This is a genomic window from Planctomycetota bacterium, from assembly GCA_033763975.1.
Taxonomy (GTDB): domain Bacteria; phylum Planctomycetota; class Phycisphaerae; order Phycisphaerales; family UBA1924; genus RI-211.
Window position 1 is genome coordinate 25,444 of the sequence record JANRJM010000014.1, and the last position, 19,985, is coordinate 45,428.

Here is a 19,985-nt window from a genome sequence, read left to right on the forward strand (position 1 = left end):
GATTTCTTGTAGCAGATTACCGTCGCGCTCGACGCGCTGTTGCGGAGAACGCAAGAACGAACATAAAAATCGTGTTGGGAGATGGAATTGAAACGATGAAGCCTTCGACAGGTCCGCCGTTCAACCCTGTATAGCCGACGATCGTGCTTCCATCCGCCGAGACCGCGGTTGCGGTAAGCAGATTGACCCCCGCCGGCACCTGCACGCCGTGGAAGGCGAGGTAGGCGCTCAGCGGCTCCATGCCGCGGCCAGGCGTCCAGATCGCCGCGGTCTGGAAGGGAGCGGATACGTACCCCACCACCACACTTCCCGAATCATCCACAGCGGTCGCGGCACTCCGCGAGTAGCCCGATGCAAAGCCGAGCGCGACGGGCTGGCCGCTGATCCACATAACTGCACCTTGATTCCCCGCACCGTACCTTGTGTCCCCGACTACCACCCTTCCGTCGAAGTTCGTCCCATAGGCCCTGGCTTCATTCGTCGAGTCGAGCCCCGCAAGAACCTGCATTCCGACGTCCTCACGCCACGCGAACGCTTCGGAGTATCCCCCTCCTCTGCTGTGCCCGACGATCGTCGTTCCGTCGCGCGAGATCGCCGCGGCCTCGCTGTACACATGCCCGGGCTGCGTGTACCCCAGCCCCACCAGCCCCGTCGTGCTCGTACAGCGGAACGCCTGCCCGATCGCCCCGTCGAACGACTCGCTGCGGCCGACGACAATCGAGCCGTCGTGATTCGCGTCCTGCGCGAACGCCGACTGGTACCCGGGCAGGCGGCCAAGGATGTCGAGGCTCGGACTGCCGATAGTCCAGCGGTACGCGTCAATCCCATACTGTCCGACAAGCGTGCCCCCGTCACCGGAGATGCCGTAGGAATACGACCCGAACGGCAAGCCGAGTACTACCCCGACGTCACGTCGCCCATCCGCACGCGTCCACCAGAAACCCTGCGCCGGGTTGCCGGGCGACCCGCCGCTGGCAACTCTTCCGTCGTCGGAGAGCCCGTAGGCCCGAGACGAGAATCCCGCCGGCCCGAGGCCCAAGAGGTCGAACGTCTGCCCCGTCGCCGACGAGGCCACCACGCCCGAGAACAGAGCCGTAGCCAGAGCAAATGTGCCGCGCGGCGATGCCATGTCGGGAATATACCTCATCCGCCAGAGAACGCCAGAGCAATCGTGTTGAAGGCCGTGGGCGAGTCGGAGTGGTTGACCGGATCGGGGAACTGTCCCGGCACATGAATCTGCACGCCGACCATCGAGACGAAGAGCGGGTCCGCCGGCACCACATTCGTCGGCGGATGATTCTGCCACATGATGGACAGAGGAAACACGCGATCAGGCTGCGCGGGCTGCGCACGCGCGGCACTCACGAACACGCAGAGAACGAGAAGCATCATGATGCGCATGGGAGCACTCCTCTATTTGCTCCGCGCATACAGGAGCGAGACTGCTTGGATCTGGAAACATATCCTACCGATTCGCGCGGCGCGCCGTTGCGGGAAAGAAGATCATAAATATTAAGATTGCACTGGGTGCCGGAACTGTAGCTATCCATCCTTGCAGACCCGGGCCCGGGATTCCGGTGTACCCCACGAACGTCCGCCCATCCGCCGACACCGCGGTGGCGGTGAGCAGGTTGATCCCCGCCGGCACCTGCACGCCGTGGAACGCGAGGTAGTCGCTCAGTCGCTCCATGCCGCGATCGGGAGTCCAGATCCCGGCTGTGACTCCAGTCGATCCGCCGAGACCGCCGACGATGACGTTACCGTCATCGCTTGTGGCATTTGCAATGCTCTGGAAGTACCCGGAAGCTACTCCAAGCGATTCGGATACGCCATTGATCCACCGGACGGCCGTCAGAGACGACACGGACACCCCGACGACGATGCTCCCGTCGTGGTTTACGCCGTGTGCACGGGCGTCGATGCCGCCCGCAATATCCGGCAGTGCGACCATACCGCTCGTCGACGTCCATACGAACGCATCGGAGTAACCCCCCCGGCTGTGCCCGACGATCGTCGTGCCATCGCGCGAGATCGCCGCGGCCTCGCTGTACGCATGCCCGGGCTGCGTGTACCCCAGCCCTACCAGACCCGTCGCGCTCGTCCACCGGAACGCCTGGCCGATCGCGCCGTCGAACGACTCGCTGCGGCCCACGACAACCGAACCGTCGTAACTCGCGTCCTGCGCATAGGCGTTCTGGTACCCCGCTTGGCGCCCCAGGATCTCGAGCGTTCCGCCACGCCGGAATCGGTACGCGTGAAACGTCGAATCGCCCGCGTACCTCGCCCCGCCGACCGCCGTCGTGCCGTCGCCCGAGACGCCGTAGCCCCAGCCGGCGTACGGAGAAGATGTATTCGGCGCAAAGTGCTCAAACCCGCCCTGCGGCGTCCAGAAAAAGGCCCCGCCGACGCCGTTGCCGACGACCACGCCCCCGTCGTCGGACAACCCGAACGCCCACTCGCTCGTGATCCCCGGCGGGCTGCTGAGAAGCTGGAACGTCTGCCCAGCTGCCTCGGGCGCGAACACCCCCACGCCCGAGAACAGGGCCGCGGCGAGGGCAAGGACGGTGGGTCTGCGGTTCATGAGGAGAATCTACATCACGCGGCGAGGAATGCCAGCGGAATCGTCCCCGCCCGTGCATGCGGCCCCACGTGCACGGACCTGCCGTCACGCCGCGGCGATGTTCACATCGCGCGCAAACCCGCAGCCTCAATAAAAAGGCGTCCGCGCGCGGGGTGCACGCGCGGACGCCAACTCTCGCGGGCCAAAGACCGGGCCGGGCCACCATGCGCCCGCCGAGCCGCCGACCGGCGCGTCCCTGCGCCGACCGTCGCTCTCGCCCGTTCTCCGGCGGGAGGCGTCCCTGCCTCCCTCCGTCTGCCCGTGACTTCTCAACGGGAGCGGCCGTGCTCCCGCGGGGCATCCGTGCCCCTCAACCCCGCCGCGGCGTTCTCACCCCGCGCCGATTCACCACTCTCCCACTCTCCCACTCTCCCACTTCACCACTCTCCCACTCTGCCACTCTCCCACTCTCCCACTCTGCCACTCTCCCACTCCACCCCTACGGCCTCCCCCGCCCCCATCTCACGTCGGGGTCTTCTCCCCGGTCGCCCCATCCCCGGTCCGGCCTGGTGCTCGGAAGTTCCTCGCCCGCTGGGCGAGCTTCTCGAACCGGTCCTGCATCCTCGCGCCCCACGCCGCCCGGTCCATCACTTCCAGCCGGTACCTCGCACCGACGACCACCACCTCGTTGGGCAGCTTCGTCAGTTCCAGGTGCAGCTTCGGGATCGAGATCCGCCCGGCCGAATCGAGCTCCAGCCGCTCCGTCAACCCAAAGAACGACGTCTCGAACTCCTGCTCGTCCTCGCCCGGGGTCAGCGTGCCTTCCGCCTGGCTCGCGAACTGCCGGAACATCGGTTCGGTGAAGAGCATCAGCCCGTGCCCCGGCCACGGGATGCAGTAGAACGCCGACCCGTCCCGCGTCGGATCCAGCAGCGACCGGAACTTCGCCGGAACGGCCAGACGCTGCTTCGCGTCGATCGTCAGTTCCGCGAACCCCGTGAAGATCATCACCCGTCCTCACCCGGTTGCTCATGGCGCGTCTCCACGCGGCGTGCCGGAATTCACCGGCGGTCCGGGGCGCTCCCTGCCCCCTCCCGGCCGCACGCCGCCCCGCGGGCTCGCACGACCGATGCATGATAACCACATCGCCACACTTTGCAACACTCTGCTCCACTTCACCACATTTGTGGGCAAAATGTGCAAAACCTGGCGGCGAACGCCACCAAGATCCAAACAGAATCCGCACTCATCCCGTGCTCGCGCAGGCCGCACGCCTCAGGACGCACGCCCGCGCTTCCTTCGAGGTTTCAGGCTGGGTGGCACAGGCGTCCCGCGTGCGCGCTGATTCCCGCCGCGAACGACTCCTCCCCGAACCGCGCCGCGTTCTCGCGGCACGCCCGTCCCGCATCGCGCGGGCACCGCGCCATCGCCGCCGCCATCGCCTCGGCGCTCTCGCCGTCGTACAGCGCACCGGTCACGCCGTCCAGCACGCTGTCGCGCGCCCCGCCAGCCCGACGTGCCACCACCGGCAGCCCGCACGCCTGCGCCTCGACCGCGATGATGCCGAAGTCCTCGATCTGCGGGAAGAGCAGCATCCGCGCCGCGCGATACTCCGCGCGCAATCGCTCGTCGCCGACGCGCCCCAGGAACTCCACGCGCCCGCTCACCTCGCACGCCACACGCCGCACGCGCTCCGCGTCGCTGCCCTCCCCCACCACGCGCAGCGCCCGCCCGCCCAGCGCCGACGCCCGGATCGCGACCTCGGTCCGCTTGTACGGCTCCAGCGCCGCGACGACGAGCGCGTGCTCGCCTCGACGCGCGTCTTTCTCCGGAGGCGTGTAAAACCCCGTCCGCACCGGCGGAAAGACCACCTCGCTCTCGCGCCCGAAACACCGAGCGATCTCGCGGGCCGTGTGCGTCGAGTTCGCGAGAAACCGCGTGACGTGGGCGCTCGTCGCGCGGTCCCACGCGCGGAACCTCGGGCCCGCAAGGCGCAGCCCGGTTCGCACCAGCGCACCCGCTCCCGCGTACGCCCCGCGCTGCGACCAGACGTACCGCGCCGGGCTATGGCAATAGCACAGGTGCGCGACGCCCTCGGGCGCACGCAGCCCCTTGATCGCCGCCGAACTCGTCGAGATCAGCAGGTCGTACGGCGTGCGCGCATGATCGCGCGCCAGCCGCGCCGACAAGTCCGCGACCGCCCGGGGATACAAGGGCAGCAGGTGCCGGCGCAGCGCGTTCGCGCCCGGCAGGCGCCCGACGCGCGACACGACGCGGGGCAGGGCGTCGAGCGTTGGTGTCAGCGCCGCCCCGGAATCGAACATCGTGTAGACGGGCCCCACCTCGCACCAGGCGGACATCGCCCGCGCGATGGCGTCGAGCACGAACTCCCCGCCCCGCAGCCCGACGAGCCAGTCGTGCGCGAGCGCGACGCGAGGACGGGTCGCCGCGTGTTCTACAGTCGATCCCATGACATTCACGTTCGTCAGCGCGGGCGCCCAGGCCGCGACCGCGGCCAATCGCTTCGGCGTCGATTATCGCCTCGAGGCCGCCCGCCTGCCGGCGCCCCCCTGCCCGATCATCGACGTGCACGCGCACGTGAACGGCGCGGGGGCCGCCCCCATCTGGCGCGACGTGGCCGACCTCTTCGGCATCCGGCGGGTGCACACCATGGTCCGCCTCGCCGACGCCCCCCGCGTCCGCGACATCCTGGGCGACCGCGTGCGGTTCATCGCCTTCCCCGATTTCCGCGCCGAGCGCCGGCCGGCCATGACCGAGGGCTTCCTCGCCGATATCCAGGCATTCCACGACGGCTTCGGCGCCAAGATCGTCAAGCTCTGGAACGCGCCCCGGATGCGCGAGTTCTTCCCCGGGGCCGCGGGCGACGACATCGTCCCGTTCGACAGCCCGTGGCGCGTGCGCCACGCCCAGCTCGCCGAATCGCTCGGCATGGGCTTCATGGTGCACGTCGCCGACCCGGACACCTGGTTCGGCACGCGCTACGGCGACGTCGCGATGTACGGCGCCAAGATCGACCAGTACCGTTCGCTCCGCGTGATGCTCGACCGCTTCAAGGGCCCGTGGATCGCGGCCCACATGGGCGGCTGGCCCGAAGACCTCGCGTTTCTCTCCACGCTGCTCGAGTCGCACCCCAACCTGTACCTCGACACCTCCGCCACCAAGTGGATCGTCCGCGAGATCAGCCTGCACCCGGCGCCCGCCGCCCGCGAGTTCTTCCAGCGCTGGCGCGGACGCATCCTCTTCGGCTCAGACGTCGTCACCACCGACGAGCACCTCGCCCCCAAGCCGCCGGACCCCAAGAACCACCCGATGGCCGACCTGGCCGACAGCCCCGCCGCGGCGTTCGATCTCTACGCCAGCCGCTACTGGGCGCTGCGCACGCTGTGGGAAACCGACTACGACGCGGAGAGCCCCATCGCCGACCCGGACCTCGCGATGGTCAACCCCGCGCAGTACGGCCAGATGAGCGCGCCGCGCCTGCGCGGGCTCTCGCTCCCCGCCGACCTCCTCCGCGTCATGTACCACGACGCCGCCGCCGCGCTCTTCGCGTCGCTGGGCGAGCCGCTCACGGCTCCTGCGCGGGCGGATCCAGCGGCGTCCCGAACGACGACAGGTAGTTGAACGCCCGGCGCAGCGCCGCCACGTCCTCCGCGCTTCGACGGGCGCCGATGGACCCCGACAGGAACGACGGCCCCAGCAGGTCCTCGAACCCCGGCGTCGCGCGGATCAACTGCACCGTGCCGTCGCGAATGCTCCCGCCCAGCGACTCGCCGTTGAGATCGCCGGACTGCGCGAAGAACCCGCCCCCGCCGTACACGCCCAGTTCGCCCTGCGAGAGCACGAGCACGCGCACCGCCGCCGTGCTGGCGCCCGTCGCGATCGGCGTCTTGCCCGACTTGGGCACGATGAACATGTTCACATGGACGATCGTCCCGCTCACCGTGCTGGCGTCGCCACCCTCCGCCCACACCTCGCGGGGCAGGTCGGTGAGGAAAAAGTCCGCCGACAGATTGCTCGTGGGCTCGAACACCCGCGTCGGCAGGTCGCAGGCGAACCGTGCCCGTTCCTCACCCCGCGAGGTCACGCGCAGCGAGCCAGCACTTCCGACGGTGCCGCACCCGACCAGACCCAGAGCGCCCGCGCACACCCACGACCCCGCCCGCATCATCCGCCCCGCACGCATTCGCATCCCCACACGATACCGCCTGCGGCGTCCGGCGTCGCCCGGGGCCGCAATCTCGGGGGACCGATTCGGAACCCGGAGGTGTCCCGAGCGTCGTACTCAGTATCGGGCCTACCGCCGCCCGCGTTTTCAGGAGCACAGCATGGATTGCTCGCGACTTCTTCTGGGCCTTGCACTCTCCGCTTCGGTCTCGCTCCCCGCCATCGCGCAGGGGCCGCGCCCCAGCGATATCGCGCGGTACACCGGTGCATCGCCGGGCACGATCGTCATCCAGCAGTCCCCGCGCCGCAACCTGGGCATCGGCACCAGCAGCCGCGCGAACATCAACCTGCTCTCCACCCGCCGGTTCTACACCACTCTGCCCGTGCCGCCGATCGTGAACCCGCCGCGTCCTTGCCCGCCTCGTCCCTGCCCGCCTCATATTCAGCCGCACCCGTACCCGATCTCCACCGGGTCGGGCCTCTCCGTCGGCGGCTCGTACAGCGGCGACGGGCTCGACGTCTCGTTCGGCGTCGGCTCCGGCGGCGTGGGCGGCGTGAGCGGCTACCCGGGATCGCACTGCGATCCCTGCGGCGGCTCGCACGCCGGCTACTGCCCGCCCATCGTCATCGCGCCCCCCTTCTACTACACGAACAGCCTCTACTACTCCCACGGGCGTGTCTGGGGAGCCCAGCCCGTCAACCTCCTGCGGGGCGACGGCCCGATCGACCCGCGCCTCTTCACACCGCAGCCCGCGACGGCTTCGCAGCCTCCCGCGCAGCAGCAGCCCGTCCAGTTCTCGTCCGGCACCCCATCCACGCTCGCGGAGCACGGCGTGCGGGCGCTGCTCGACGGGCGACCGCGCGAGTCGATCGCGGCCCTGCGTCGGCACCTGGACGATGCGCCCGACGACGCCCGCGCGATGCGCGTCCTGGCCATCGCGCTGCTCGCCGACCGCAACGCCGCCGACGCGGTGCCGGTCATGCGCCTCGCGTACCGCACCGACCCGCTGCTGGCGCGCGAGCCGCTCATCCCCCAGGCCCTGGGGTTCCGCGACAACGAGTTCCGCCAGATGCTCACGCGCGCCGTCGCGCACGCGCACGAGGTGAACTCGAGCTCGGCGTGGCTCACCGTCACCGTGCTGATGCAGGGCGAGGAGCGCGACGACGTCGCGCGGACCATGCTCGCCCGCGCGAAGAAGGCCGGGCTCGAGCCCGCGGTGCACGACGCCCTCGCGCCGGAACTCGCCCGCTAACGCGACGCTCCCGCTCCCGCGGCCTCAGCACGCGCGGCGCACATAGGGGCGGCGCAGGCGTTCCGCCCGTGCTCCTTCTATCCTCCCGTCATGATCAAGCCCCTCCGCCTCGCCCTGCTCGCCGGTTTTCTCCTGCCGTTGTCCGCCAGCGCCGAAGAGGGCATGTGGCTGCTCACGGCCCCGCCCACCCAGCGCCTCGCGCAGGTCCACAACTTCTCGCCATCCGCCGAATGGCTGCTGGAAATGCAGCGGGCGGCGGTGAACGTCGACGGAGCCTCGGGCTCGTTCGTGTCGTCCTCCGGGCTCATCATGACCAACCACCACGTCGCCAGCACGTGGATCCAGGAACTCTCGTCCGCCGAGCACGACTACATCAAGAACGGGTTCCACGCCCGCACCCGCCAGGAAGAACTTCCCATCCCCGGGGCCGAGGTCTCCGTCCTGTGGGACATCGAGGACGTGACCGAGAAGATCAAGGCCGCGGGCAAGGGCAAGTCTCCCGAGGAAGCCAACAGCGCGATCCTGCGGGCGATCGCGGAGCTGGAGAGCGCCGAGAAGCAGCGGAGCGGGATGCACGCCCGCGTCGTCACGCTCTACGGCGGGGGCGTGTACCACCTGCACCGGGTGAAGCGCTACACCGACGTGCGCCTCGTCTTTGCCCCCGAGATCCAGGCCGCGTTCTTCGGCGGCGACACCGACAACTTCGAGTACCCCCGCTTCTGCTTCGACGTCGCGTTCGTCCGGGCCTACGAGAACGGCGCCCCTGTGCAGTCGGAGAACTTCCTCCGCTGGAGCACGCAGGGTTCGCAGGAGAACGACCTGGTCTTCGTCTTCGGGCACCCGGGCAGCACCGAGCGCCTGCTGACCATCGCCGACGTCGAGCACCGGCGCGACGTCGCGATCCCCACGCGCCTGGAGTGGTACTGGCGCACCGAGAACAAGCTCACCGCGTTCGCGAACCGGTCCGCCGAGAACCGACGGATCGCGAGCGACGACATCTTCGGGGTCGCGAACGGGCGCAAGGCGTTTACGGGCATGTACCACGGGCTGCTCGATCCGGCGCTGATGGGCGCCAAGCGGGACGAGGAAGCGAAGCTCCGGGCCGCCATCAAGGCCGACCCGGCTCTGGCGGCCCGCGTGGGCGACGCCCTCGACCGGCTGGAGAGCGCCGTCGAGGACGCGGCGCGGACGCACGAGCGCGACTGGGCGATCTCCCGCGCGTTCCGCCTCAGCCGCCTCGTGCAGCACGCCGACACCCTCGTGTCGCTCGCGTCCGAGTGGCCCAGGCCCAACGCCGACCGGCTCCGCGAGTTCCGCGACGCCGCGATGCCCGGCGTCATCGCCGACCTCGAGGCCACCACCCCGGTCTACCCGCAGTACGAGACGTTCCTGATCGCCGACGGCCTGGCGTACCTCGCCCAGCACCTCGGGGGCGATGACCCGCTCGTGCGCTCGCTCCTCGACGGCAAGTCGCCCGAAGATCGCGCCGCCGAACTCGTCGGCGCTTCGAAACTCGGCGACGCCTCGCACCGGGCCGCACTCGTGAAGGCCGGCCCAAGCGGGCTGGCGAAGGCGCTGAAGGACTCGGACGAGCCGCTGCTCGCATTCGCCCGCACGCTCGACCCCGTGCTGCGCGAGATCACCGCGCGCCGGGAGTCCGGGCTCGAGGCCGTCTCGCGCGATGTCTACGCCCGCCTCGCCGACGCGCGGTTCGCCGCCTTCGGCAAGACCACCTACCCCGACGCCACGGGCACGCTGCGCCTGTCGTACGGCACGGTGAAGTCGTACCCGGAAGGCGGAGGCACGGTGCCGGCGTACACGACGATGGGCGGCCTGTTCGAGCGGGCCGCGGCCCGTGACGAGTCCGAGTTCGATCTCCCGGACTCGTGGACCAAGGCCAAGGACGCGCTGAACCTCGGCACGCCATTCAACTTCGTGTGCACCGCGGACATTATCGGGGGCAACAGCGGCTCGCCGGTGGTGAACCGCGAGGGGCGGGTCGTCGGGCTGATCTTCGACGGAAACATCCAGAGTCTTCCCCTGGCGTTCCAGTATTCCGACAAGCAGGCACGGGCAGTCGCCGTCGATAGCCGCGCGCTGGTGGAGGGCCTGCGCGTGGTCTACAAGGCCGACGCGCTCGTGCGCGAGCTGACCGCGGGCGACTAACCCGGGTCCGGCCGGCAACAATGCGGGCCATGAACTCGCTGCGCACCCTCGTGGAGTCGCGGGCCTTTGGTCTCACCGTGCTGGGCGTCATCCTGGCCAACGGTGTTCTCATCGCGTGGCAGACCTACGCCCCCGAGGCCGGCTGGATCCGCTCGCTGCTCGCCATCTGCCTCGGGATCTTCGTCGGTGAACTCATCCTGAAACTCTCGGTGGCGACCCGGTTCGGCACCCTGGGCGCCTTCCTGCGCGACGGCTGGAACATCTTCGACATCATCGTCATCGCGGGGAGTTTTCTCCCGCAGTCCGACCCCACGCTCGCCGCCATCGCGCGGGTGATCCGCGTGCTGCGCGTCTTCCGCCTCGTGCGGTCGGTCCCGGAGCTGCGAGTCATCGTGACCGTTCTTGTGAAGAGCCTGGTCAGCATGAAGTACATCTCGCTGCTGGCGCTCGTCATCCTCTTCATCTACGGCGTGATCGGCGTCAAGCTCTTCGGACCCTTCATGCCCAAGGAGTACGGCACGCTGCACGAGAGCGCGTTCACGCTCTTCCGCGTGCTGACGGGCGACAACTGGAGCGACCTCCGCTACGCCGCCGACGGGCAGCCCTGGCAGTGGAAGAGCACGCTGTACCACGTCAGTTGGATCATCGTGAGCACGTTCCTGCTGATCAACCTGATCGTGGGCGCGGTGCTGAACAACTACCAGCAGGTGCAGGAGGCCGAGGCCAACCTCCGCGACGGGCCGCGCGATCTCTCCGACGAGCGGCTGCACGCCCTGGCCGAGGAGATGCAGGCCATCCTCCGCGCCCGCGGGCATTCCGGCGAGCGCAGCCGCCAGGCACCCCCCGAGCACACCCGCGCCGGCAGCTATTCTTCCTGATTCACCGGCGTCGCCCGACGCGCCCGATCCGGGGCGCCCCCCGGGCGGCCCATGCACGCAACGCAGATCGGAACCACCATGCCATCCTCCATCACCATGCAGTCCGGCCGCCTCCACGTCCCCGACGAGCCCGTCATCCCGTTCATCGAGGGCGACGGCACCGGGCCCGACATCTGGCGTGCCTCGTCCCGCGTGTTCGACGCCGCCGTCGCCAAGGCCTACTCAGGCAAGCGCCGCCTGCACTGGCTCGAGGTCTACGCGGGCGAGAAGTCGTTCAACCGGTTCAAAGACACCCTGGGCGAGACGAAGGCGTGGCTGCCCGACGAGACGCTCGACGCCTTCCGCACGCACCTGGTGGGCATCAAGGGCCCGCTGACCACGCCCGTGGGCGGGGGCATCCGGTCGCTCAACGTCGCGCTCCGCCAGATCCTCGACCTCTACGTCTGCCTGCGCCCGGTCCGGTGGTTCAAGGGCGTGCCCAGCCCGGTGAAGCGCCCGGGCGACTGCGACATGGTGATCTTCCGCGAGAACACCGAGGACATCTACGCCGGCATCGAGTTCGCCGCCGGAACCCCGGCCGCCCAGCGCACCCTCGACTTCCTCGCCAAGGAGTTCCCCAAGGACTTCGCGAAGATCCGCTTCGGCACGCGCGAGCAGGCGCTCGACTACTTCGCCGCCGCCATGGGCGGCATGGACAAGGTCAAGGACATGCCCCTTCCCACCGCCGTGGGCATCGGCATCAAGCCCGTGAGCAAGTACGGCTCGCAGCGCCTCGTCTGGGCCGCCATCGAGTACGCCCTGCGCGAGAAGCGCCGGTCGCTCACCCTTGTCCACAAGGGCAACATCATGAAGTTCACGGAGGGCGCGTTCAAAGACTGGGGCTACGAGGTCGCCACCCAGGCCTTCCGCGCGCAGACCGTCACCGAACGCGAGTCGTGGATCCTCGGCAACAAGGAGTCCAACGCCGACCTCTCCCCCGAGGCCAACGCCCGCATGATCGACCCGGGCTTTGACCTCATGACCCCCGACCAGCGCGCCAAGATCGTCAAGGAAGTCGAGTCGACCCTCGCCGCCATCTGGTCGACCCACGGCCAGGGCAAGTGGAAGTCCATGCTCATGATCAAGGACTCCATCGCCGACATCACCCTCCAGCAGGTGCTCACCCGCCCCAGAGACTTCGACGTCATCGCCTGCATGAACCTCAACGGCGACTACCTCTCCGACGCCCTCGCCGCCCAGGTCGGCGGCATCGGCATCGCCCCAGGCGCCAACATCAACTACGTCACCGGGCACGCCATCTTCGAGGCCACGCACGGCACGGCCCCCAAGTACGCCAACCTCGACCAGGTCAACCCCGGCTCCGTCATCCTCTCCGGCGAAATGATGCTGCGGTACATGGGCTGGACCGAGGCCGCCGACCTCATCATCAAAGGCATGGACGGCGCGATCTCGGCAAAGACGGTCACCTACGACTTCGAACGCCTCATGAAGGCCGAGGGCGACACCACCGTCAAGAAGGTCAAGTGCTCGGAGTTCGCGGACGCGGTGATCAAGCACATGGGGTGAGGGCGGCAACTCGACGTTCCCTCTTCCCCGCTCGACGAGCCCCGAGCGTGAGCGAGGGGGCTTCTTACACTTCCGCGTCTTCCGTACGAGCCCGAAGCGCGAGCAAGGGTTCCCTTCTTCCGCTTTGTCCGCTCCGAGCCCGCCCCGCCAGCAGAGCCCGCCTTCGAGTCCTCCCCCTTGGGGGAGGTGGCGAGTCTTCGAGCCGGAGGGGGCTTCGGCCTCCACCACGGACTCCTCACCTCCTCACGTCTTCTTCCTCGCCCCCCCGCCCCACACCTCCTTACGCCGTCTTCCTCGCCCCCCGCCCCAACGGGGCGCCGGGCTGTAGCCACGGGTGGAGCGACGCTGCTCTGAGCGTCGCGGAACCCGTGGGAACCAACCCCCCATCGCTCCTTGCCCCGGAGGGGCAACGGAGCCTGCTGCGCACCACCACGACCCGCGCCTTACACCGCCACCCCTTCTCAGATCAACATAACAATACGTTAAATTCGTAATCGACTCACAAATCCCATTCGACCATCCCCCGCTCCAAAGATCTCGCCCCCAGCACCACCTCTGCGCGCAAAGTAGCGGTCATTCCCCGCCCCGCGCTTGCCCCATCCGCGGCCTTCACACACGCTCATCACATGACCACGCCGCACTCCTTCACCACGCCTCCCACCTCCTCCCCTCACTCTGCCACTTCCCCCTCTTCCCACTCAACCACTCCGCCACTTAACCACTCTGCCACTTCTCTCCCCCAACACACCGCCTCTTCCCTCCCCACCACTCTGCCACTTCTTTCCCCCTTCCCTCCCCCGCCCGGGTATCCTCTTGCCCCAACACCCAGGAGGCCCGACCATGATGACTCCCCCGCAAAAGCAGCACGAGTGGCTCAGGCGTTTCGTCGGCGAGTGGACCAGCGAGTTCGAGTGCGTGATGGGCCCGGACCAGCCGGCGATGAAGTCGAAGGGGCGCGAGGTCGTGCGCATGGTCGGCGACCTGTGGGTGGTGTTCGAGGGCGAGGGCGAGATGCCCGGCGGGGGCACGATGACCTCGATCCTGACGCTGGGCTTCGACCCCGCGAAGGGCAAGTTCGTCGGCTCGTGGATCGGCTCGCCCATGGCCACCATGTTCGTCTACCAGGGCGAGTTCACGCGGGGCGGCGGCAACTGGGGCGGCGGGCCGGCCTCGGGCGATGTCCCCGGCTCGGCAGATGTCCAGGTCCTGCCGCTCAACACGGTGGGCCCGAGCTGGGCCGACCCGACCAAGCAGGCGAACTACCAGGACGTCATCGAGCTGCACGGCCCGAACAAGCGCCTGCTGTGGTCGCAGGCCCAGGGCGACGACGGCGCCTGGACCCGGTTCATGACGGGCACCTTCACCCGCGTGAAGTAACGCCGCGGCGTCAGACCATCGGACGCAGCGGCGTCGTGCTGTCGCCAAATCCCAGCCCCTCGAAGCCTTCGCCCCGGCGGAACCGGAACGTCCCCAGGTCGACCGTGGTCGACGCCGTCTTGGTGACGGGATCGATCTCGGCGACGGGCGTGTTCCAGGCGACGGGCGTGCGGAAGACCGGCGTGTCGCCCTCGCGGACTTCGCAGTACAGGTCGGGCTTGTCCTCGCCGAGCGAGGCGGCGACCTCGCCCGTCAGGCCCGAGCGGAACGCGCTGCTGGTGCAGAGCACCTGCGCGACGCCGTCGGCGGAGAGGGCGGACTCGCCCAGCAGGTCGTCGCGCAGCAAGTCGCGGTCGAGGAACCGCACGCGCAGGGCGGGGTCGGAGAGTGGTGCGCCGGTGTCGTCGCGGACGAAGCGCGCGATGAACTTGAGGATCTGCTCGGCCAACGGGCACCTCCCTTCACGTCGGAGTCTAGAGGCGCATGGCGCGGCGGGCGACGCGCTTCGCGGGCGTATTATTTTCACATGGGCTTCATCCAACCGGGCGAGGCGGCGCCGGATTTTCGCCTGCAGGACCAGCACGGGAAGACGCACGCGCTGCGTGACTTCCGCGGGCGTGCGGTGGTGATGTACTTTTATCCCGAGGACGACACGCCCCTGTGCACGGGGCAGGCGTGCCAGTTCCGCGATCATCACCAGGACTTCGCGCACATCAAGACGGCGGTGCTGGGCGTGAGCCCGCAGGACGTCGCGTCGAAGCGCGCGTTCGCCGATCGGCACGCGCTGGCGTTCCCGCTGCTGGCCGACGTGCCGGGCGCGGACGGCGTGCCGCCGACGAGCGCGGCGTACGGGGCCTACGGCGAGAAGAACATGTACGGGCGCATCGTGCGGGCCATGCTGCGGACGACGTACCTCATCGCGCCCGACGGCACGGTCGCGAAGCGATGGGACCGGGTCAAGACGCCCGGGCACGCGGCGGCGGTGCTCCGGGCCGCTACGGCGCTGCACGCGGGCGAACTGCTCGCGACGCGCACGCCCAAGCCGCCGAAGAAGGCGCCGCGCCCGCGACAGAAGACGCGGACCCAGGGCGGGCACCCGGGCTACTCCGGGGTGCAGACATCGAAGGGCAAGCGCACGCCCGTGCGGAGCGCGGCGTCGCGCGCGAAGGCGCCGGCACGGACGCGCGGAAAGCGTGGCGCCTGAACGCGGGCGGGCGGGCCGACCGGTACGATGCTGCCATGAGCACTCGCATTGCCCGTCGTGGTGGGGTGGCGCTGGTCGCGATCGCGTCGGGAGCCCTGCCCGCGCTGGCGCAGATCGGCGGCGCCGGGAACATCTCGAACCTGTGGGAGCGGACCTGCGCCAACTGTCACGGCGACGAGGGCCAGGGCGGGGGCGCCGGCACACGCACCCTGCTGACCGCCGCGCTCTTCGACCAGTCGCACGACCGCCCGTTCTTCGACGCGATCAAGAACGGCGTGCCCGACATGGGCATGATGGCCTTCGGCAAGACCCTTTCCGACGAGCAGATCTGGGCGCTCGTCGTGCACATCCGCGAGCTGCAGCACCGCGCGCTTCGGCGCGAGCGCGGCTCGCCGGGCGCTCGCCCCGGCTCCGTGCGCTCCACGCACCACACGTTCCGCGTCGAAGAAGTCGTGAAGGACGGGCTCGCCACACCCTGGGCCGTCGCGTGGCTTCCCGACGGGTCGATGCTCATCACCGAACGCGCCGGGCGCCTGCGCGTGTGGAAAGACGGCGTGCTCAGCCCGCCCGTCGCCGACATTCCCAAGTCCGTCGAGATCGGCCAGGGCGGGCTCATGGAGGTCGCCGTCCACCCGGACTACGCGACGAACGGGCACGTGTACCTCGGGTACGCCAAGGCGGCCCCGGGCGAACGCCGCCCGCCGACGATGACCACGATCTCGCGCGGGAAGCTGGACCTCACCGACCCCAAGTCGCCCAAGTGGACCGACGAGAAGGTGATCTGGGAGGCGAAGCGCGAGCACTTCCTCGCGACGGGCCTGCACTTCGGCAACAACATCGTCTTCTCGGCGCCCCAGGAGGGCGGCCGTCGGTACCTGTACTTCTGCATCGGCGAGCGCGGACGCATGGAGATGGCCCAGGACGTCACGCGCCCCAACGGCAAGGTGCACCGCGTGTGGGACGACGGCGAGGTACCGAAGGACAATCCGTTCGTCGAGACGACCGGCGCGTACGCGTCGATCTGGTCCTTCGGCCATCGAAACCCGCAGGGGCTGGTCTTCGATCTCAACGGCGTGCTGTGGGACACCGAGCACGGGCCGCGCGGCGGGGATGAACTCAACGTCGTTGTGAAGGGCCGCAACTACGGCTGGCCCACCGTGTCGTACGGCATCAACTACAACGACGCGCCGTTCCGCACGCCCTTCCCCGACCTCGCCTCCGGCGAAGGCCACACCGGCAAGGTCGCCGAGATCGTCATGCCCGTGTTCCGCTGGCTGCCCTCCATCGGCGCGTGCGGCCTGGACGTCGTCCGCAGCGAGAAGTTCCCGAAGTGGAACGGCGATCTCGTCGCCGGCGGGCTCTCGGGCGAGAACGTCGACCGCCTCCGCGTCACCGGCGACGCCTCCGGCTCCGGGCAACTCGTCGAGCGCGAGGAACTCATCCACGGGCTCGGACGCGTGCGCGATGTGGCGTGCGGCCCGGACGGGCTGGTCTACGTCGTGCTCAACGGCAGCCCGGACGAAGTCGGCGGCAACAACCGGATCGTGCGGCTGGTCCCCGCGGAGTGACCGCGCGGGCGCACGCCAGACACGCGGGGGGATCATCGGCATGGGCACAGTCAGAGGCATCGGGCGCCGCGACGGTCTTATGCGGCTGCTGCTGGTCGGGGCCGCGGGATGCCTGGCGGCGGGCGGGTGCGCCGGGCGGGCATCGACCGGGCCCGGCGCGTCGCCGGCGGAGGTCATCGGACGTACGTGGCAGATGGCGGCCTCGACGCCCGACGAGCAACGCCCGAGCCTCACGCTGGGGGCCGACGGGCGCGCGACGGGCGTTGCGGGCGTCAACCGCTTCTTCGGCACGTACGCGCTCGAGGCGGACGGCTCGTTCGAGATGGGCCCGATCGGGGCGACCAAGATGGCCGGTCCGCCGGCGGTGCAGGCGGCGGAAGACGCGTTCCTGGGCGCGCTCGGGCAGGCCGATCAGTGGCGGGTGCGGCGGGGCCTGCTGGTGCTGGCGGGCAAGGGCGGCGAACTGCGGTTCCAGCCGGCGCCGAATGAGCGGTCAGCCGAGTGAGAAGTACGCGCGCACGCGTTCGAGCAGGGAGAAGTGCGAGAGATCGGTGAACTCGCCCGCGTCGAGGAGCACCCCGCCGCAGACCGTGCAGGAGAGCAGGTGGACATGTCGCTGGCGCAGGTCGCGCGTTCGGATGAGGAGCGCGGCGCAGCGGGGGCACTTGGGCGAGGCGGGCGCGCCGTTGGGGGCGCGGGGCGAGGGATCGGGCTCGAGGGCGGCCACGGCGCCCGGGGCGGCGAGGACTTTCTCGAGTTCCAGGGCGTCGAACCACAGGGCGTGGCAGCCGCCGCACTTGTCGACGCCGACGCCGTCGACGGTGACGCGCTGCATGATGTAGCCGTCGAGCGGGCAGAGCAGGGCGTCGGGCGGGCCGGGATCGGGGGCCATGCGGGAGCGTAGGTGCGAAAGCGCGACGGACGGACGTCCCGCGAGGGCTTGGTCCGGTACGATCGCGGGCGACGAGAGAGCCGGGGATGCCGAAACTGCAGGCTGTCACACACTATCTGATCGAGCGTGAACTTGGGCGGGGCGCCATGGGCGTGGTGTACCTCGGGCACGACACGAAGCTCGGTCGGGCGGTGGCGGTCAAGACCCTCCCGTCGGACGTCTCGCAGGACCCGCGCCGGCGCGAGCGCTTCGAGCAGGAGGCCCGCACGCTCGCCGCGATCAATCACCCGAACATCGCGTCGATCTACGGGCTGGAGCACCAGGAGGGTCAGACGTACATCGTGCTCGAGTACGTCGAGGGCCCGACGCTCACCGAGAAAGTCTCGCGCGAGCCCATGAGCGTCGAGGAGACGCTGTCGGTCTGCCGCCAGGTCGCGAGCGGCCTCGACGCGGCCCACCAGCGGGGCATAGTGCACCGCGACCTCAAGCCCGACAACATCAAGCTGCGCCCCGACGGGGTCGTCAAGGTGCTCGACTTCGGCATCGCCATGGCGGGCGACGTACGCCGCGTGGTGCACACCGACGCGCCGACCGTGATGCTCTCGCCCGGCACCAAGCCCACGACCTCGGGCATGATCGTGGGCACGCCCGGGTACATGTCGCCCGAGCAGACACGGGGGCGGGTGGTGACGCACCACACCGACCTCTGGGCCCTCGGGTGCGTGATCTTCGAGTGCCTCACGGGGCGGGCGGCGTTCGCGGGCGAGTCGCTCGCCGACGCGCTGGCCGCGACGCTGCACGCCGAGCCGGACTGGGCCGCCCTGCCCGCGCGCACGCCCGCGCGGGTGCTGGATCTGGTCCGCCGCTGCCTGAAGAAAGACGTGTCGGATCGCCCCGAGACGATGGCCTGGGCGTGCGAGGCGCTCGAGAAGGCGATCCACGACCTGCGGGGCGCCTCCGGGGGCGGGCGGGTCGTGGTCGCGAACGCGCCCACGGGCGAGGACTGGCCCGCGTCGGACGGGAACCTGCCGGCAGAGCCCGCGCCGATCGGCCGCGAGCGCGAGGTCGCCGAGGCCGTGCGCCTCGCCGGGCTGTCCAGACTGGTCACGCTCGTCGGGCCGGGCGGGTCGGGGCGGGCGCGGGTGGCGCGAGCGGCGGCCGCGGCGGCCCGGAGCGGCGTCACCCACGGCGCCTGGCTGGCGCCCGTGCCCCCCGAGCCCGGCAACGACGTGCCCGCGCTGAGCGTGGGCTTTGCCATCGGCGCCCGCGGGGCGGCGGGGGCGGGGCTCGACGCCGTCCTGTCGCGCCTGGGCGCCCGGCGCGCCATCATCGTGCTCACCACGTGCGAGAACGCGCCCACCGCCTGCGCCGGGCTGGTGCACGAACTGCTCGGGGCCTGCCCCAACGTGCGCGTCATCGCCACCGCGCGCACCGCGCTCGGGCTCGCCGGCGAGGGCGTCGTCACCATCCCGGGGCTCGCCTGCCCGGACCCGGAAGACGTCGCCCGCGGGGCATCCGACCGCCTCGACGCGGCCCGCGTGTTCCTCGAGCGCCTCCGCGCCGCCGACCCGGGCCTGGGCGCGCTCACGCCCGAGATCACACGCACCGCCGCGCTCCTTTGCCAGCGTGTAGGCGGGTGGCCCGGCGTGTTGCACCTGCTCGCGGGCGTCGCCGCGAGCGTGCCCCTCTCCGACCTGGGCGAGCGGCTTGAGCAGCGCGCCCGCCTGCTGGGCGTCTCGGGCCTGCGCGAACTCCCACCCGACGGCGTGCAGGGCCTGCTCGCCCGCTGGCTGCTCGACATGCTCGCGCCGGGCGAACTGGCCGTGCTCCTCGCGGCGTCGAGCTTCGCCGGGCCCTTCTCCGCGCGGGGTCTGGCCGCGGTCGGCGGGGCGCGCGAGTCCTTCCCCGATCCCGCGGCGGACGACCCCGACGGCGCGCCCCCCACCGTGCGCGAGACGCGGGCCGCCAGCGTCGCGACCAAGCTCGCGCTGCGGGGGCTGTTCGATCTGTGGACGCTCGACGCCGGCGGGGGCCCGGGCGAGACGGCGTACCTCATCCCCGAGGCGGTGCGGCGTGCGGCGTCGGGATGGCTCAAGGAGAATCCCGCCGCCCAACTCGCCGTCGCGACAGGGCATCGCGCGTACCACCTCGCCTGCGCCGAGCACGCGGCCCAGCGCTGGCGCGGGCCGGGCGGCGTGCTCTGGATGCGCCGCGCCGAGCGGATGTACCCGGAACTCGTGCGGGCGGCCCGGACGGCCCCGCCCGGAGATGCCTCGGGCGAGCGGCTGAGCCTGCTCATCGCGAGCTTCCGCGAGGCGCGCGGGCTGTAAGCGCCG

18 protein-coding genes are annotated in these 19,985 nt (G+C 70.2%); 10 read left to right on the top strand and 8 right to left on the bottom strand.

What is annotated here, in order from left to right; genetic code table 11:
* Positions 1-16 precede the first annotated feature (16 nt).
* The 5 genes from SFY69_09255 to SFY69_09275 all read right to left on the bottom strand — a co-directional run bounded on the left by SFY69_09255 (position 17) and on the right by SFY69_09275 (position 5,031).
* Positions 17-1,129, bottom strand: a complete 1,113-nt coding sequence (locus tag SFY69_09255) for a hypothetical protein (GenBank protein MDX2132227.1) — start codon at positions 1,127-1,129, stop codon at positions 17-19.
* Positions 1,130-1,143: 14 nt separating this feature from the next.
* Positions 1,144-1,401: a hypothetical protein gene (locus tag SFY69_09260; GenBank protein MDX2132228.1), complete on the bottom strand. Its 258-nt coding sequence runs from the start codon at positions 1,399-1,401 to the stop codon at positions 1,144-1,146.
* Between the two features lie 64 nt (positions 1,402-1,465).
* The gene (locus tag SFY69_09265) at positions 1,466-2,581 is read right to left on the bottom strand and encodes a hypothetical protein (GenBank protein MDX2132229.1); all 1,116 of its coding nucleotides are present in this window, start codon (positions 2,579-2,581) and stop codon (positions 1,466-1,468) included.
* Positions 2,582-3,082: 501 nt separating this feature from the next.
* Positions 3,083-3,568 (bottom strand): hypothetical protein, encoded by a 486-nt coding sequence (locus SFY69_09270; protein MDX2132230.1) that lies wholly within the window; start codon positions 3,566-3,568, stop codon positions 3,083-3,085.
* A gap of 299 nt (positions 3,569-3,867) precedes the next feature.
* Complete coding sequence (locus SFY69_09275; GenBank protein MDX2132231.1) at positions 3,868-5,031, bottom strand: glycosyltransferase; 1,164 nt, start codon at positions 5,029-5,031, stop codon at positions 3,868-3,870.
* Between SFY69_09275 and SFY69_09280 the strand changes: the two genes are divergently transcribed.
* Positions 5,030-6,202: a hypothetical protein gene (locus tag SFY69_09280; GenBank protein MDX2132232.1), complete on the top strand. Its 1,173-nt coding sequence runs from the start codon at positions 5,030-5,032 to the stop codon at positions 6,200-6,202. The two genes, SFY69_09275 and SFY69_09280, sit on opposite strands and share 2 nt — an antisense overlap.
* Here the strand turns inward: SFY69_09280 and SFY69_09285 are convergent.
* A complete protein-coding gene (locus SFY69_09285) occupies positions 6,147-6,770 on the bottom strand; it encodes a hypothetical protein (GenBank protein ID MDX2132233.1) in 624 nt (207 codons plus the stop codon). The two genes, SFY69_09280 and SFY69_09285, sit on opposite strands and share 56 nt — an antisense overlap.
* Before the next feature lie 136 nt (positions 6,771-6,906).
* On the opposite strand from SFY69_09285, the gene SFY69_09290 reads away from it, so the two are divergent.
* The 5 genes from SFY69_09290 (at position 6,907) to SFY69_09310 (ending at position 13,985) form a co-directional block, all read left to right on the top strand.
* Positions 6,907-7,998: a tetratricopeptide repeat protein gene (locus SFY69_09290; protein ID MDX2132234.1), complete on the top strand. Its 1,092-nt coding sequence runs from the start codon at positions 6,907-6,909 to the stop codon at positions 7,996-7,998.
* Positions 7,999-8,088: 90 nt separating this feature from the next.
* Positions 8,089-10,164 carry a S46 family peptidase gene (locus SFY69_09295; protein MDX2132235.1) on the top strand — a complete coding sequence of 692 codons (2,076 nt, stop codon included), beginning with the start codon at positions 8,089-8,091 and terminating at the stop codon, positions 10,162-10,164.
* Between the two features lie 29 nt (positions 10,165-10,193).
* Complete coding sequence (locus tag SFY69_09300; protein ID MDX2132236.1) at positions 10,194-11,042, top strand: ion transporter; 849 nt, start codon at positions 10,194-10,196, stop codon at positions 11,040-11,042.
* Positions 11,043-11,120: 78 nt separating this feature from the next.
* On the top strand, positions 11,121-12,608 hold the full coding sequence (locus SFY69_09305; GenBank protein ID MDX2132237.1) for an NADP-dependent isocitrate dehydrogenase: 1,488 nt from the start codon (positions 11,121-11,123) through the stop codon (positions 12,606-12,608).
* An 840-nt stretch (positions 12,609-13,448) separates the two neighbouring features.
* A complete protein-coding gene (locus SFY69_09310) occupies positions 13,449-13,985 on the top strand; it encodes a DUF1579 domain-containing protein (GenBank protein MDX2132238.1) in 537 nt (178 codons plus the stop codon).
* 10 nt (positions 13,986-13,995) lie between these two features.
* Here the strand turns inward: SFY69_09310 and SFY69_09315 are convergent, their stop codons facing one another.
* Positions 13,996-14,433 carry a hypothetical protein gene (locus tag SFY69_09315; GenBank protein ID MDX2132239.1) on the bottom strand — a complete coding sequence of 146 codons (438 nt, stop codon included), beginning with the start codon at positions 14,431-14,433 and terminating at the stop codon, positions 13,996-13,998.
* Between the two features lie 78 nt (positions 14,434-14,511).
* Here SFY69_09315 and SFY69_09320 point away from each other — a divergent pair, with 78 nt between their 5' ends.
* From SFY69_09320 to SFY69_09330, 3 genes are read left to right on the top strand one after another with little or no spacing between them, the layout of a single operon-like run.
* Entirely contained in the window at positions 14,512-15,189 is a 678-nt protein-coding gene (locus SFY69_09320; protein ID MDX2132240.1) for a peroxiredoxin, read from the top strand.
* Between the two features lie 35 nt (positions 15,190-15,224).
* Complete coding sequence (locus tag SFY69_09325; GenBank protein ID MDX2132241.1) at positions 15,225-16,757, top strand: PQQ-dependent sugar dehydrogenase; 1,533 nt, start codon at positions 15,225-15,227, stop codon at positions 16,755-16,757.
* A 40-nt stretch (positions 16,758-16,797) separates the two neighbouring features.
* Entirely contained in the window at positions 16,798-17,262 is a 465-nt protein-coding gene (locus SFY69_09330; protein ID MDX2132242.1) for an META domain-containing protein, read from the top strand.
* Here the strand turns inward: SFY69_09330 and SFY69_09335 are convergent.
* Positions 17,251-17,649, bottom strand: a complete 399-nt coding sequence (locus tag SFY69_09335) for a zf-TFIIB domain-containing protein (GenBank protein MDX2132243.1) — start codon at positions 17,647-17,649, stop codon at positions 17,251-17,253. The two genes, SFY69_09330 and SFY69_09335, sit on opposite strands and share 12 nt — an antisense overlap.
* A gap of 86 nt (positions 17,650-17,735) precedes the next feature.
* Between SFY69_09335 and SFY69_09340 the strand changes: the two genes are divergently transcribed.
* Positions 17,736-19,979 (top strand): protein kinase, encoded by a 2,244-nt coding sequence (locus SFY69_09340; protein ID MDX2132244.1) that lies wholly within the window; start codon positions 17,736-17,738, stop codon positions 19,977-19,979.
* Positions 19,980-19,985 lie beyond the last annotated feature (6 nt).

Bases quoted from the DNA above. Each gene is read 5' to 3' on its own strand.
- SFY69_09335 (MDX2132243.1), bottom strand. From the start codon at position 17,649: ATGGCCCCCGATCCCGGCCCGCCCGACGCCCTGCTCTGCCCGCTCGAC.
- SFY69_09265 (MDX2132229.1), bottom strand. From the start codon at position 2,581: ATGAACCGCAGACCCACCGTCCTTGCCCTCGCCGCGGCCCTGTTCTCG.
- SFY69_09290 (MDX2132234.1), top strand. From the start codon at position 6,907: ATGGATTGCTCGCGACTTCTTCTGGGCCTTGCACTCTCCGCTTCGGTC.
- SFY69_09300 (MDX2132236.1), top strand. From the start codon at position 10,194: ATGAACTCGCTGCGCACCCTCGTGGAGTCGCGGGCCTTTGGTCTCACC.
- SFY69_09305 (MDX2132237.1), top strand. From the start codon at position 11,121: ATGCCATCCTCCATCACCATGCAGTCCGGCCGCCTCCACGTCCCCGAC.
- SFY69_09325 (MDX2132241.1), top strand. From the start codon at position 15,225: ATGAGCACTCGCATTGCCCGTCGTGGTGGGGTGGCGCTGGTCGCGATC.
- SFY69_09330 (MDX2132242.1), top strand. From the start codon at position 16,798: ATGGGCACAGTCAGAGGCATCGGGCGCCGCGACGGTCTTATGCGGCTG.
- SFY69_09260 (MDX2132228.1), bottom strand. From the start codon at position 1,401: ATGCGCATCATGATGCTTCTCGTTCTCTGCGTGTTCGTGAGTGCCGCG.
- SFY69_09295 (MDX2132235.1), top strand. From the start codon at position 8,089: ATGATCAAGCCCCTCCGCCTCGCCCTGCTCGCCGGTTTTCTCCTGCCG.
- SFY69_09270 (MDX2132230.1), bottom strand. From the start codon at position 3,568: ATGATCTTCACGGGGTTCGCGGAACTGACGATCGACGCGAAGCAGCGT.
- SFY69_09280 (MDX2132232.1), top strand. From the start codon at position 5,030: ATGACATTCACGTTCGTCAGCGCGGGCGCCCAGGCCGCGACCGCGGCC.
- SFY69_09340 (MDX2132244.1), top strand. From the start codon at position 17,736: ATGCCGAAACTGCAGGCTGTCACACACTATCTGATCGAGCGTGAACTT.
- SFY69_09310 (MDX2132238.1), top strand. From the start codon at position 13,449: ATGATGACTCCCCCGCAAAAGCAGCACGAGTGGCTCAGGCGTTTCGTC.
- SFY69_09255 (MDX2132227.1), bottom strand. From the start codon at position 1,129: ATGGCATCGCCGCGCGGCACATTTGCTCTGGCTACGGCTCTGTTCTCG.
- SFY69_09285 (MDX2132233.1), bottom strand. From the start codon at position 6,770: ATGCGAATGCGTGCGGGGCGGATGATGCGGGCGGGGTCGTGGGTGTGC.
- SFY69_09320 (MDX2132240.1), top strand. From the start codon at position 14,512: ATGGGCTTCATCCAACCGGGCGAGGCGGCGCCGGATTTTCGCCTGCAG.
- SFY69_09275 (MDX2132231.1), bottom strand. From the start codon at position 5,031: ATGGGATCGACTGTAGAACACGCGGCGACCCGTCCTCGCGTCGCGCTC.